Annotated in this window: 15 protein-coding genes and 1 tRNA gene; 9 read left to right on the top strand and 7 right to left on the bottom strand. The window is 31.6% G+C overall.

Features of this window, described 5'->3' with window-relative positions; all coding sequences use genetic code 11:
- Positions 1-93 precede the first annotated feature (93 nt).
- Positions 94-561, bottom strand: a complete 468-nt coding sequence (locus ACP5GV_RS02180) for a peroxiredoxin (protein ID WP_428069248.1) — start codon at positions 559-561, stop codon at positions 94-96.
- A 163-nt stretch (positions 562-724) separates the two neighbouring features.
- Between ACP5GV_RS02180 and ACP5GV_RS02175 the strand changes: the two genes are divergently transcribed.
- The 4 genes from ACP5GV_RS02175 to ACP5GV_RS02160 all read left to right on the top strand — a co-directional run bounded on the left by ACP5GV_RS02175 (position 725) and on the right by ACP5GV_RS02160 (position 3333).
- Positions 725-1969 carry a translation initiation factor IF-2 subunit gamma gene (locus tag ACP5GV_RS02175; RefSeq protein ID WP_292319503.1) on the top strand — a complete coding sequence of 415 codons (1245 nt, stop codon included), beginning with the start codon at positions 725-727 and terminating at the stop codon, positions 1967-1969.
- The gene (locus ACP5GV_RS02170; RefSeq protein WP_428069250.1) at positions 1966-2382 is read left to right on the top strand and encodes a PIN domain-containing protein; all 417 of its coding nucleotides are present in this window, start codon (positions 1966-1968) and stop codon (positions 2380-2382) included. The genes ACP5GV_RS02175 and ACP5GV_RS02170 overlap by 4 nt, the downstream gene beginning before the upstream one ends.
- Before the next feature lie 145 nt (positions 2383-2527).
- A tRNA-Phe gene (locus tag ACP5GV_RS02165) sits at positions 2528-2599 on the top strand.
- A gap of 17 nt (positions 2600-2616) precedes the next feature.
- Positions 2617-3333, top strand: a complete 717-nt coding sequence (locus ACP5GV_RS02160; protein WP_428069252.1) for a nucleotidyltransferase family protein — start codon at positions 2617-2619, stop codon at positions 3331-3333.
- Between the two features lie 36 nt (positions 3334-3369).
- On the opposite strand, the gene ACP5GV_RS02155 is transcribed toward ACP5GV_RS02160, so the two are convergent.
- The 5 genes from ACP5GV_RS02155 to leuS all read right to left on the bottom strand — a co-directional run bounded on the left by ACP5GV_RS02155 (position 3370) and on the right by leuS (position 9243).
- Positions 3370-3660 (bottom strand): transcription elongation factor, encoded by a 291-nt coding sequence (locus ACP5GV_RS02155; RefSeq protein WP_292319506.1) that lies wholly within the window; start codon positions 3658-3660, stop codon positions 3370-3372.
- Between the two features lie 167 nt (positions 3661-3827).
- A complete protein-coding gene (gene amrS / locus ACP5GV_RS02150) occupies positions 3828-4931 on the bottom strand; it encodes an AmmeMemoRadiSam system radical SAM enzyme (protein WP_428069254.1) in 1104 nt (367 codons plus the stop codon).
- Positions 4898-5767 (bottom strand): hypothetical protein, encoded by an 870-nt coding sequence (locus tag ACP5GV_RS02145; RefSeq protein WP_428102016.1) that lies wholly within the window; start codon positions 5765-5767, stop codon positions 4898-4900. The genes amrS and ACP5GV_RS02145 overlap by 34 nt, the downstream gene beginning before the upstream one ends.
- Positions 5768-5820: 53 nt before the next feature.
- The gene (locus ACP5GV_RS02140) at positions 5821-6342 is read right to left on the bottom strand and encodes an HD domain-containing protein (RefSeq protein ID WP_428069258.1); all 522 of its coding nucleotides are present in this window, start codon (positions 6340-6342) and stop codon (positions 5821-5823) included.
- A 6-nt stretch (positions 6343-6348) separates the two neighbouring features.
- The gene (gene leuS / locus ACP5GV_RS02135) at positions 6349-9243 is read right to left on the bottom strand and encodes a leucine--tRNA ligase (protein WP_428102014.1); all 2895 of its coding nucleotides are present in this window, start codon (positions 9241-9243) and stop codon (positions 6349-6351) included.
- 129 nt (positions 9244-9372) lie between these two features.
- Here leuS and ACP5GV_RS02130 point away from each other — a divergent pair, with 129 nt between their 5' ends.
- From ACP5GV_RS02130 to infB, 5 genes are all read left to right on the top strand, one after another.
- A complete protein-coding gene (locus ACP5GV_RS02130; protein ID WP_292319511.1) occupies positions 9373-9702 on the top strand; it encodes a hypothetical protein in 330 nt (109 codons plus the stop codon).
- A gap of 137 nt (positions 9703-9839) precedes the next feature.
- The gene (locus ACP5GV_RS02125; protein ID WP_428102011.1) at positions 9840-10541 is read left to right on the top strand and encodes a 30S ribosomal protein S6e; all 702 of its coding nucleotides are present in this window, start codon (positions 9840-9842) and stop codon (positions 10539-10541) included.
- A 91-nt stretch (positions 10542-10632) separates the two neighbouring features.
- Positions 10633-10857 (top strand): hypothetical protein, encoded by a 225-nt coding sequence (locus ACP5GV_RS02120; protein ID WP_428069271.1) that lies wholly within the window; start codon positions 10633-10635, stop codon positions 10855-10857.
- Positions 10841-11158 carry a hypothetical protein gene (locus tag ACP5GV_RS02115; protein WP_428102008.1) on the top strand — a complete coding sequence of 106 codons (318 nt, stop codon included), beginning with the start codon at positions 10841-10843 and terminating at the stop codon, positions 11156-11158. Before ACP5GV_RS02120 ends, ACP5GV_RS02115 begins: the two co-directional genes overlap by 17 nt.
- A 205-nt stretch (positions 11159-11363) precedes the next feature.
- Positions 11364-13229, top strand: a complete 1866-nt coding sequence (gene infB, locus ACP5GV_RS02110; RefSeq protein ID WP_428102005.1) for a translation initiation factor IF-2 family protein — start codon at positions 11364-11366, stop codon at positions 13227-13229.
- On the opposite strand, the gene ndk is transcribed toward infB, so the two are convergent.
- A complete protein-coding gene (ndk, locus tag ACP5GV_RS02105) occupies positions 13219-13641 on the bottom strand; it encodes a nucleoside-diphosphate kinase (protein WP_428102003.1) in 423 nt (140 codons plus the stop codon). The genes infB and ndk overlap by 11 nt on opposite strands.
- Between the last annotated feature and the right edge of the window lie 273 nt (positions 13642-13914).

Raw genomic sequence — 13914 nt, 5'->3', positions numbered from 1 at the left:
TAATATTTTAAATTTAAATTCTCTTAGATATGCTCTGTTCCTCTATTAGGATATATTTAAGGAATTACCTTAACGGCAAAAATAGTAAAAAGATCAACCTTGGTTAACGAGTTTTTTAAGTTCTGCTAATGATAGATCAGCATGTTTTTCCGCAGGTCTCACGTTTTGGAAAACCTTAACAATTACTCCATTAGGATCAATAATGAATGTGGTTCTTTCAGCAGTTAGATTAGATGATTCTTTCTTTTTAACGTCGTATAATTCTATAACTTCTCCATTACTATCGCTAAGTAATTTAAACTTAAAATCATATCTTTCTGCAAACTTCTTAATTTTTTCAACATTATCTGAAGAAATTCCTAAAACCTCTGCATTAAGCTTTTTTATATCATCTAGCAATTCATTGAATCTTAATCCCTCTCTTGTACAGCCTGCTGTCATAGCTCTTGGATAAAAATATAAAATAACAAACTTTCCTTTAAAATTTGATAGTTTTATCTTTTCACCATCATTTGATATTAGCTCGAAATCGGGAGCTTTTTCTCCTACTTTTAATACCATAAATTTTCACCTGCTATACATTTCTAAGTAAAAATTTAATTTTAGAGATTTTAAATATAGATATAAATAACAAAAACTAATAGCATTATAAAAATTTGAAATCGACTTTTCATATATTGTTTTTAAACTTTTATCTTAGCATAAATGGTTAGGGATAAATAATATGTCAGAAACAACATTAGAAAATATGCAACCCAACGTTAACATTGGTATTGTAGGTCATGTAGATCATGGGAAGACAACTCTTGTTCAGGCTTTAACAGGAACATGGACTATGAGACATAGTGAAGAAATTAAGAGAGGAATGACAATAAAACTAGGATTTGCAGATGGAGAAGTTTGGGAATGCTCAGATTGTGGATTTCCAGAAAAGTATTCCCCTGAGCCAGTATGTGAGTGCTCTCCTGGCTCAAAACCAAAGTTAGTGAGAAGAATATCATATGTTGATGCTCCCGGCCATGAAATATTAATGGCCACAATGCTATCAGGTGCGGCATTAATGGATGGCGCCTTGTTAGTTATAGCTGCAAATGAAAATGCACCTCAACCGCAAACATTAGAGCATTTTTTAGCACTTGATATTTTGGGTATAAGAAATCTTGTAGTAGTTCAAAATAAAATTGATGTCGTATCTCCAGAGAGAGCTAAAGAAAGCTATAATGAAATTAAAAAGTTTTTACATAATACATGGGCAGAAAATGCGCCAATAATTCCAGTAAGCTCTCTTAAGAGAGTTAACATTGATGCTTTGTTAGCAGCAATAGAAAAGTATATACCAACTCCGAAAAGGGATGAAAATAGTAATCCACTAATGTTTGTAGTAAGGAGCTTTGATGTTAATAGACCAGGCACGAAGCCAGAAGATTTAGTGGGAGGAATAATTGGGGGCTCAATAATACAAGGTAAATTTAAAGTAGGTGATGAAATAGAAATAAGCCCTGGTTTGCAATTGGGGAATGAAGGAAAATATGAGCCTATAACAACTGAAATTACAAGCCTAAGGTTTGGAAAGTATGAAGTAGAGGAAGCAAAACCAGGTGGTTTAGTTGCTATAGGTACAAAGCTTGATCCTACTTTAACTAAATCAGATAACCTAGTTGGTAATATAGTAGGCAAACCAGGTTTAATACCTCCAGCAATTAGTGATTTAGAGTTTGAGTATCATTTGTTTAAGAATGTTGTTGGATCAAAGGAGGAAATCAAGGTTGATCCTTTAACTAAAAATGAAGTCTTAATGCTGGCGGTTGGCGCAAGTTTAACCATAGGAACAGTTAGTTCTTTTAATAAAGAAACGGCTTCTGTTAAATTAAAAAGGCCTGTTGTTGCATGGAAAGGACTAAGAGTTGCAATAAGTAGAAGAATAGCTGGAAGGTGGAGATTAATAGGTTGGGGGCTAGTGAACAGGTGAACCCCAAGGTAATGCTGGATTCTAATATTATAATTATGCTTGGCCAAGGGATCATTACATTACCAATGTTCTATGATATATTAGAACAAAAAGTTGAAATGATTACAACAAGTAGTGTAGTAGAAGAACTTAAAAAAATAGCCGATTTAAACAAAAACAAAAAAATATATAAGGAAATTAATTTTGGGCTTAGCATAATTAATACTGGTAAAATTCAAATAATCAATACTACAGAAATTGATGCAGATGACTCTATTTTCCATGCTTCGTTAGAACTAAAAAATAAAGGAGAAACAGTTTACGTTGCAACAAATGATAAAGAGCTTAGGAGTAGGTTAAGAATTGTTGGGATACCTACTATATATTATAGAAATTCTAAATCGATACTTGAAGTAGAATGGAGAGAATCTTAGTTGTTATTTAGAATTCATTGTAATTGGTAATGTATAATTAGTTTAACAAAAAATGTAAAAGTTATGATTCTTCATTATTAAATATATCCTAATATAGGTAGGTGAGATATTTTTATATTTTCTAAATTGTTATAGGTAAAAGGGTGCCGCCGTAGCTCAGCGGGAGAGCGCCCGGCTGAAGACCGGGCGGTCCGGGGTTCAAATCCCCGCGGCGGCAAATTCTAGGTGAATAAAATGAGCCTTGCTTTAATATTAGCTGGTGGATATGGTAAGAGGTTAAGACCGCTCACTTTAGATAAACCTAAACCATTAGTTCCTATTAACGATAAACCTGTAATAGTTTATCAGCTAGAATGGCTAAAACATTATGGTATAGATGAAATAGCCCTTTTAGCAGGTTATCATAAAGAAAAACTTATAGAAGAGTTAGGAAGCGGTTCTAAATATGGAGTATCTATTTCCTATGTAGTTGAAGATGAACCCTTAGGTACTGGTGGTGCATTAAAAAAGGCAGGCCATATATATAAAAATCATGAAAAATTTTTAGTTACAAATGGAGATATCATTACAAACATAGATCCAAATATTTTATTGACATCATTAAAAGGAAAAATTATAGCAGCTATGGCAGTTGTTCCATTAAGGAGCCCCTATGGCGTATTAGATATAGATAGTAATGGATTTGTTAAAGGGTTTAAGGAAAAACCAATACTTTATGATTATTGGATTAATGCAGGGATTTATGCGTTCAAACCTGAAATAATGGAATATCTACCAGATAAAGGGGATATAGAGATGACAACCTTCCCAAAGCTTTCATCGGAAGGTAAAATGGTTGCAGTGAAATTTGAAATACCTAAGTATTATTGGAGAAGTATAGATACTCACAAGGATTTGGAGGAAGTATCTGATGAAATAACTCGTATGGGGGGTTTGTTTAAAATGTTATGAATATTAAAGTATAAATTATAGGAATTTTTGAAAGCTTTATATTTGATCTCCATATTCTCCCATTTGGTCTAAAACCAACTCATAATAATCTTCTTTAGCCTGTTCTAGTTCTTCTTTACTTTCTTCGCTATCTACATTTTGTTCTTGACCAATGGTCTTTGTTGTTAATACTTTCTCTTTTTCTGCCGTTTTTGATACTGTCTTATATTCATTTACAGTGTTTGATGGAGCTTCCATTTCATAACCACATTTTGTGCATCTTAATATTACCTTTCCATTCTTTTTTATGGGTATCATTACTCCTCCACATTTAGGACAGAACATCATATTCTACACACCAGTTTCCTCTGTTGCCCTATGATTTTTATCAAGCAGAGTTTATAATGATTTCCTTCAATCTAAATAAACTATAATTTATATTGAAAGCTTATTATGTTTAATAATTTCTCTGATAATTAAAAATCACTTTTAAAAATATAAATTATATAGTTTATCTATATTATAGAGAGTGAAAATGGGGATGAGTTTCTTTTTTTACCAATAATATCTATTTTTGTCCCACATTTAGGACATCTATTATCCTCTGTTAATCTCCAAGCAGTTATATAAAAACCATATCTTTCTATTAGTGGATATCCACACTTTGGACAATATGTATGCTCTAATTCGTGTCCTGGCACATTACCTATGTAAACGTATTTTAAACCTTCATTTTTTGCTATCTTTGCAAGTTTTTCAAGAGTCTTTACTGGCGTGTCTTCGCTGTCTAACATTTTATAATCTGGATGAAATCTTAAAAGATGGAAAGGTACATTATCTCCTAAGTTATCTATTATCCACCTTGCAAGCCTTTTTATGTCTTCTTCCTTATCTCCAACTTTAGGTACAACTAGATTCGTTATTTCAATCCAAATTTTCTTTTCTTTCATAGCTTTTAGCGTTTCTAATATTGGTTCAGGATTAGGTACTCCCATATATTTTCTGTAAAATTCTTTGTTACCTCCACCCTTGAAATCTACAGTTGCTGCATCAAAAAAATTTCCAATCTCATCAACGGCTTCTGGAGTCATGTAGCCATTTGTTACCATGGTATTAAATAAGTTGTTTTTCTTGGCCAAAACGGCTGTATCATACATAAATTCATACATTATAGTTGGTTCGTTATATGTATAAGAGATTCCATCTGCTTTAATCTTTATAGCATCATCTATTATTTCTTCCGGTGTCTTTTTTTCTCCATAAAGTCCTTTTTCTAATCTGCTTTGGCTAATTTCCCAATTTTGGCAGAAAGAGCAAAAGAAATCACAGCCGACTGTAGATATGCTTAACACTGAACTGCCTGGATTAAAATGCATTAAAGGCTTTTTTTCTATGGGATCAACATTTTCTGCTGTTAATAAGCCGTATACCATTGTATATAGCTTTCCATCGATGTTCTTTCTAACCCCACAAACTCCCCAGGCGTTAGGAGCTATTAAGCACCTTCTATGGCATAAGTTGCACTTAACCCATTTTTCCCTATCTGTAATAGGACTCCAAAACTTTGCCAGTCTTATATGATTTTTTAATGTATTTGAACTGCTCTCGGATCGTACCATATCGTATCACCCCTACTCATTTTAATTAATTTTTGATCTGACTTCTTAGAAATAATTTTTTTAAATGGCAACTCTGTATTACAATTCCAGCAACGATTGTTGTTTAGTTCCAATGCAAGTAACACTCCTTCTTCTCTATACGCTACCGGTTTATTACAATTAGAACAGTAAGTTATATATTCACCATATAAATTTGCATGTATATAAGTATAAGTATTAAGTTCTCTAATTTCATTATATAGTGTTTTAACTGGACCTCCTCCTTTATGATCTAATAGATATATATGTATTGGTATACCTTTTTCTCCAGTTATTCCGGCTAATGGAAAGAATTTTTCAATTAGGGGTTCTCTGTAGTAAAGTTGTAGCTCTATCCATGGATAAGATGTTTTATAATTCTTAAGGAATTTAATGACGTTTAAATTATCATTATATTCAATAAAGTGATCATATATTATAAAATCAGCTTTATATAAATCAAACGGTTGATAAATTCTAACCCCAATAGGTATATTTAATACATCTTTTATTTTGCTTATAAATTCGTTGCTGATTATATCTTCTACTCCATAACCTTCAAATATTATTCCATTAATATTCCATGTTTTAACTATTTTTTCTATTTCTGTTAAATTCAATTCTTTTAATGCATATAGATTTGGGTTATATATTTGGCAAATGTCGTAATCATGGCATTCAAGGCTCTTCATTTTTGAAGGTATCACAAGACGCAGTAAAGTCCCTCCAGATAGATAATGGTATAAAGATAAGTCTTCTGCTGTGCTTATTCCAATTGTTGAAATAGGTAACTTTAGCTGGATTTTATTTTCACTCATTTTTCCTCCAATGAAATATAGTGTAAGAAAGCCTTTAGCTTTAATTTTAGATTTTATTCTTCTATTTTTTTCAAGAATTCCGTTACATTCTTTTCTATATTATGTTTTTTAGAAAGCAAAAATATCTGTTCTTTTACATTATTTTTAATATCTTTTACATTATAGCCCTCTTTTTCATATTTTAAAGAAATTAAATATGTAGACAATAAATCTGAGATCTTAGCTATTATCCCTTCCAATGTATCTTCCGACTCATAAAGCATATAAAGTTGTTTTATATCTTTATTTAAATCAAGCTTTTCTATGGCTTCTTTTTCAGATTTAGATTTATCGATGTTTGCACTTTTGCTGATATCTCCAATAATAGATTCTCCTATGTCATGAATTAAAGCTATAGAGGCGGCTTTATATTTATCTGCATTATTTAAACTTGATGATAATTCTAGCGCTATTAATGCTGATGCAAAAAGGTGTTGAGAAACAGTTTCCGCCTTACACGGTTCTACTCCTTTAATCATCCATCCACTTCTAGCTATGCTGTTAAGTGAATATATTAGCTCATTTATTTTGTTCATTTTTTATCATCTATTTTGTTGAGAGACTTGTTTTTCAAGATATAGGGCAGGTCTCCCTGGTAAGGCTAGATCACTTCTTGGTAGTTTTGAGTTTTCTTCAAATTCAATTACAATTTCTTTCTTAAGTTCTTTGCTCAAGAATTCCTTTGACTCTTGGATTGATTTTATCTCTAATTCTCTAGGAATGTAGTTTTCTATTAGTTCTGGATATTTAGAAATCATGTTAACAACTTTTACTACTTTGCTTTTCTCTATCTTAAAATCATTTTCCAGTAATTTCTGCTTCAAATCAGTTATTGATTTATTGTTTTTAGCTATTTCTTTTGCTAAATCAAATAATTCATATTTCCATGGAGATGCTATAATGATGTAAACTTTATTAGTTTCTCCTATTAAATTAATTAGTTCTTTGGTATCCTTGATTATTCTTTCTATCAATTCCTCAGCTTTTTCAAACTTTTTGTTAATTTTATTTTCATCAAATAAAGGCCATTGATGAAGGGAAACCAAATCTTTATGACCCATAATATGCCAAGCTTCTTCTGCAATATGAGGTACTATTGGCGCTATCATTAATGTAACATTCTCTAAATAATCGTTTATAACCTCTTTATTTGGGATATTAGCTCTGGTGAGATACCATTTATATTTGTTTTTAAGATAATAATATGACTTAACTAAAGCTGTCTTAAACCTTGTTTGTTCCATATCTTCTGTAACCTCTTTTATTGTACTATTAATCACGCTCTCGAACCAATCATCCAAACTAAGCTTATAATCCCTACCTTTATTATAATTGTTTTTAACTAATTCCAGCCATGAATTTAGCTCATCTATAGCATTATCAACAATAGATGTCTCAAAGTTTGCATCATCATACCCTGGATCAGCTCCAGCCATTACTTCTGACCATCTTGTTACATCAGCACCCCACTTGTTTAATGCATCTCTTAATAACAAAAAGTTTCCTTTATTTTTAGACATTTTTTCTCCATTTAATAAAACCCACCCATTTATGCCTATTCCTTTAGGCCATTTGTCTTTATCAAAAATTGCTGCGTGGTGATATATGAAAAACAATAAATGGTTTTGCATGAGGTCTTTACCACTAATTCTAAGATCAACTGGATACCAATATAGAAACTCTTGTCTCATTTTTTCTATTAGATCTTTATTTAGTTGTGTTTTTTGAGATAGCTCATCTAAGTTGCCTATTCCTAAGAAAATATAATCAAAGAGTTCCGGAATTAATTTTGAAGGCTCTATTTTGTTCTGGATATAGTGTGCTATCGTATAATAAGCCATATATATAGTTGAATCGCTAAGGCTTTCTATAACCCATGTATTATCCCAAGGTAATGGTGTACCTAATTCATTCATATGTGTAAATGCCCAGTCGCTAAGCCAATCTATTAGTCTAAGAAAATCTTCTCTTGCAGATTCAGGATAAAAATTCATATTCTTTACTAGTTCTCTGGACTTGTTTTTCCAACTTTCGTTGCTATATAATAAAAACCATTGATTCTCAACAAATTTTACGTGAGTCCTGGCGCCACATCTACAATAAACCTTTGAAGGTAATGTGTATACTTTTAGTGCCTTATTTTTATCTTTTAGGTTTTCTATTATTTTTTCTCTGGCTTCATTAACTTTAATATTGCTATATTCACCAACATTATACATTATTCCGCTATAAAATTCTTTAGCATATAGCTCTTTTGTTGCCTTTTCTAATAATTCTACATCATTTTGGCTTTTTATGTTTAACTTTCTTACCATTTCTTTAGCTGGTATATCTTTAAAGTCAGAGCTCTTTATTATAACTAAGGGATTTAATTTCTTTATTTCTTCTTCGTTTAATCCAAATTCTTTTATAATTTCTTTGTTTCTCTTCAGATCTTCGAGTGCAATATAATCGTATGGAGCATGAGCAGGGACACTCATAACAATTCCTGTACCTTCATCATAAATAACGAAGCTTGCTGGTAATATAGGTATTTTTTTATTGTTTATAGGATTTAATGCATATTTACCTATTATTTCTTTTGCTTGTATTTTCTTTAAAACTTTGACTTCGTGTTTTTGGTCTGAAAGCTCATCTATCATATAATCGTTTATAATCCATTTCTCTCCATCAATCTCTGCAATATTATATGTAGAATCTTTATTTATCCATATGTTTGTAACTCCAAAAATTGTTTCAGGTCTATAGGTTAATGTAGGGATTATTAAATCGTCATTTTCTATCTTAAATTTAATTATAGTGGCATCAACTGGACCTATACCTGCATATTCATCAGGCCTGTCATGATCACCCACAACCTTCTTTTCTTTAGGACACCAAACAACTGGATGGCTACCTTTAGCAATATAATTTAGATCTCTTAGTTTATAGTATTGCCATTCCACAAATTTACTAAAATACGGATTTAGACTTGTTGTGTAAAATTTCCTTCTCCAATCAATGCTTAATCCATATCTTCTTAGATCCTTTTCCCATTCACTTGTAAAATGAAATACCCAATAAGTAGGATCTTCAAAATTACTTACAATATCATCTGATACTCCCATCTCTTTTAGTTCTTTTATTTTTTTAGGATCTTTTTCTTTAATTCTTTTTGCTGATGCTACAATCGGACCTCCTGTTGCATGCCATCCTTGAGGGAATAATACGTTGTATCCTCTCATTCTTTTATATCTAGCCATTATATCTACTCTAAGTATAGTAAAGGCCCCTCCCAAATGGGGAAGACCATTCATATATGGGAATGGAAATGTAATGAAAAATTTCTTTTTTTCATTGGGATTAGCTTCAAAAGCTTTATTTTCATCCCACAATTTTTGCCACTTGGTTTCAATCTCTTTAAAGTTATTAATAATTTCATCTCTTTTTTCTTGCATACCTTTTCCACTCGATGATTTCTAATGTTTATAATTCAGCCTAAAAATTTTTTATAATTAAATGAGAGTAATAAATTAAACATTAAGCATATTAAATTTGGATACAATAATTATTGCGGTGAATTAATGATGTCAGAAGGAGAAAAGAACATAGTAAACAAAGAATTTAAGGGAGAGGCAAGAGTTGGTAGGGTAATGAAAAATTTTGCTTCCATATCACTTAAACCTGAGGACTTATCAAGTCCTGTTGCATTTCAAATGGCAATATCTAGGCTTTATGAATCTTTAATGAAAGTTTTTGAATCAGGAGGTCCTGAGACAACATATATTGCTGAGGTAAAGATAACTGACGATACAGGAAATCAGGTATCTATAGCAATAGACTTAGGGAATTCAATACCACCATTCTCTTCAGATAAGGTTAAAGCTGATGTAAAGGTTACACTATATGAAGATTAATGCTTATATTATATTTTGCCTCTAAGGGTTGAGTATTTCGTTTATATTTTAATTTTTAATCAATAATAAATATAAGTGCTAAAAGCATTTAAAACTACCAAACAATGATTTTCAGAGGGAGTAAAAGGGTGTAAAAAATGCCAGCTGAAGAGAGACCACCATTAAGGGTAGTAATTTCGGATCCAAGAGCAGGTAACAAAGCTGTCAATGTAAAAGTTAAAGGCGTTGACGATGAAGAGCTTAAATTAAATGAATCCATGAAAAAAACAAAAGAGCAAGAAAGAAAAGAATTGCCTAAAGCCAAGGTCGGCAAAAAATTATTTGAAGAGCTTAAATTAAATGAAGTAGGTATTTTGACTTTAAGCATTAAAAAAGAAGGCGGGAAAGCAAACGTTCCATTAAAGGCAATTCAGTCAGATAATGTTCCAGAGAATGAGGTTTGGATTAGTAGTGAACTGTTAGGAGAATTGGCAGGATCAAATGAAGCGGAGGCAAAAGCTTTTAGAGCAAAAGCATGGCAATTAGCGGTTCCAGAAGATATAATGATTAGAATTTCGGGATTAGAAATTGGAGACGAATTTGATGGTAGTCTGCTTGGTTTTGATAATTTAAGATTTAAAATAAGAGGTGGAAGCGATGCAACAGGTTTTCCAATGCATCCAGGAGTACCTGGGGCTGTAAGAAAAAAAGTACTTTTATCAGAACCTCCCGGATTTCATCCAGAGAAAGACGGGGAAAGAAGGAAAAAAACTGTAAGAGGACGTATGATACCGGACCCAAGGGCCGAAAGAAGGAAAACTGCTCTAGCTCAACTCAACGTAGAGATAAGTTATTCATGATAGCTGTTTTATTAATACTATATCAAATTCTAACTTAAGTTAAGATTTAATATTTTTAAAAATTCAATATTATTGGGTATCTAAATTGACAATGAAGGCAAAAATAACAAGGAACGGAAGGCTAGCATATATTGAGACAGAAACAGGCCAAAAGGCAGTTGTACCCTGGGACAATATCTGTAATATAATTAAAAGATTCGGTTTTATAGCAGAAATTACAGGTAACGAAAAATTAGACTGCATTAATAATATTACTAAAGAAGGAGAGGTAGAGTTTGATGTTGAATCAGAAGAATACGATGAAGAAGAAGGCTGAAACAATAATATCACTTTTGAAACAAAAAGGGTTCAAGGTTTCTTCGCTGGAAGAAAAAGGAACATGTTTTAATTCTATAATAGATTATAATGGTAAAACTTTTGGTTTGTTTTTTTATCCATCAAAGTTTGATAATTATATTGTTTTAAAAATTACAAAAATTATTGGCGATTGTGAAGAAATTTTATATGCTGCTAATGGATTATTCATTATAGATTCGAATGAGATTAGAATAGTAGAGAAAATATTTGAAAAACTTAATTATATAGTTAATGTAAATTTCAGCTTTGATTTAAGTTAAAAATAAGAATTATGGATAGATATTATGTAACCTACTTTCTTGTTTAGATATTATTAGAATGAATTTTTTCATTAAAGGAGGAAGTTTACAAAAAAGGATTAGTGGTTGAAAAGCTTTTTTCAAGTGGGAAGAAGTTAGTTATTGTAAGAATAAGCATTTTTATATTAAACCTTTAAAAGTGTCTACAAATTGGGGGGATAATAAAATGAGCCAAATCCAATCTCAAGGGTCTCAAACTAAGAAATTAAGACAGCCAATAGTTGTTGTTTTGGGCCATGTAGATCATGGAAAAACATCATTGCTAGATAAAATTAGGAGTACTGCTATAGCAGCAAGAGAAGCGGGGGGAATAACTCAACACATTGGAGCCAGCATTGTACCTTCTGATGTAATTGAGAAAATATCAGAGCCTCTTAAAAAAATAGTTCCAATTAAGCTTACTATACCTGGATTGTTATTTATAGATACACCTGGTCATGAATTATTTTCAAATCTAAGAAAAAGAGGAGGAAGCATAGCTGATTTTGCAATATTAGTTATAGATATTACTAAAGGTCTTCAAGACCAAACATATGAAGCTATAGATTTATTAAAGTCAAGGAAGGTACCTTTCTTAGTTGCCGCAAATAAAATAGACAGGATTCCAGGATGGGAAAGTTTTTCAGATCAGCCTTTTGCTATTTCTTTCCAAAAGCAATCTAATAAGGCAAAAGAAGAATTAGAAAAAATAATTTATGGAACAATTGTAATAAAACTTTCTGAGCTAGGATTTCAATCGGATTTATATACAAAAATTAGAGATTTTACAAAAACAATAGCAATAGTTCCTTTGTCAGCTAAAACTGGGGAAGGAGTTCCAGATTTGTTAGCTGTATTAGCAGGTCTTGCTCAGCAATATTTAAAGAATAAACTTGTTTTTGCTGAAGGACCTGCTAAGGGATCAATACTTGAGGTTAAAGAAGTAGAAGGATTAGGTACCGTTTTAGATGCTATAATTTACGACGGTGTAATAAGAGTCGGGGATATAATAGTTCTTAATGGTAAAAATGGGCCCATAATAACTACAGTAAGATCACTCTTAATGCCATCTCCATTAAGTGATATGAGAGCTAGAGGAACAAGGTTTGTTGGTGTTCAAGAAGTTTACGCAGCTGCTGGGGTAAGAATTGCAGCCGCGAATTTAGAGAATGCTTTAGCAGGGTCTTCAATTCAAGTTGCAAACAATTATGAAGAAGCGGAAAAAATTAGTAAAATGTTGCAAAGCGAAGTAAAGGAGCTTATCTTTAAGGCAGAAAATAATGGTATCATAATAAAAGCTGATACTCTAGGAACTCTTGAAGCTTTAATAGAAGCTTTTAAAAGAATGAATATACCAATTAGGATTGCTGATATTGGAAACGTTAATAAATCAGATATACTTGAGGCATCTTTAACAGCTAAAAAAGATAGATCATTAGGGGCGATAATTGCTTTTAACGTAAAAATATTGCCAGAGGCTGAGGCAGAATTATCAAATAATAATATTAAGGTCTTCCAGAATAATATTATTTACCACTTGATAGAAGAGTATAACGAATGGAGAGAAAAACTAAAAGAAGAGGAGATACAAAAAGAATTGAATTCATTGATAAGACCTGGAAAATTTAAGATCTTACCAGGATATGTGTTTAGAAGGAGTGACCCTGCTATTGTAGGGGTTGAAGTAAGCGGGGGTATTATAAAGCCCGGATATCCATTAATTAACGAAAAGGGAAAAGATCTAGGTAGGATCATGGCAATAAAGGATAAAGATAAGAGTCTAGAATATGCTAAGGTAGGCTCTACAATTGCTGTTTCTATAGAAGGCAAAATTTTAATAGGTAGGCATGCTAATGAAGGTGACGTTATATATACTGATGTTCCTCAGGAGCATGCAATAAAATTGATTACACAATTTAAGAATTACATAAGTAATGACGAATTATTGACTTTAAAAGAAATTGCTGAAATTAAGAAAAATGCGGGTTTTAAAGAATATAACATAGTACTTTCGAAGATAAAAGAAATATTAGATAAAAAATCTAATAAGTAATTATTTCTTCGTCTTTAAATAAAACCTTATATTCTCTCTCAAAGCTTTCAGGAGAATCGCTAGCATGGACAACATTATCCTGTATAGATAATGCAAAATCTCCTCTTATAGTACCAGGTTGGGCTTTTCTGCCATCGGTACTACCTATCATTAACCTTACTACAGAGATCGCCGAATCTCCCTCTAGTATGATTGCAACTATTGGTCCGCTTGTTATAAATTCTACCAGATCTTTAAAGAAACTTTTATCTTTATGAACCGAATAAAACTCTTCGCCTTTACTTTTGTCGAGCTTTACCATTTTTAATGCCAAGATCTTCAATCCTTTCTTTTCGAACCTTGATATAACTTCTCCAATTAAACCTCTCTTAACCCCATCAGGTTTAACCAATACTAAGGTTTTTTCGGTCATTTCAGTCTTCACCAGGTTTTAGTTTATATTAGTGGTTTATAGATTTAAAGGGAAAATTAGAAAACTTCATTTAATAAAATAAAGATATTATTACGTAAAAATTTTAACTTTATGAGGTTAAGAGCTATGATGGAGCGTAATTTATAAGTTCAATAAAACTAATAAATTCTTTGATAGAAATAAAATTGGGGAGTGAAAACATATGCATAAGAATAGCAGAAGAGGTAAATCACACTCAATAAGACCTTCATCAGTTACAGCAAACTGGATAAC

The sequence above is a fragment of the Caldisphaera sp. genome (genome assembly GCF_049974385.1).
In the GTDB taxonomy this organism is placed as follows: Archaea; Thermoproteota; Thermoprotei_A; order Sulfolobales; family Acidilobaceae; genus Caldisphaera.
This window is presented reverse-complemented; position numbering and strand designations above follow the sequence as displayed.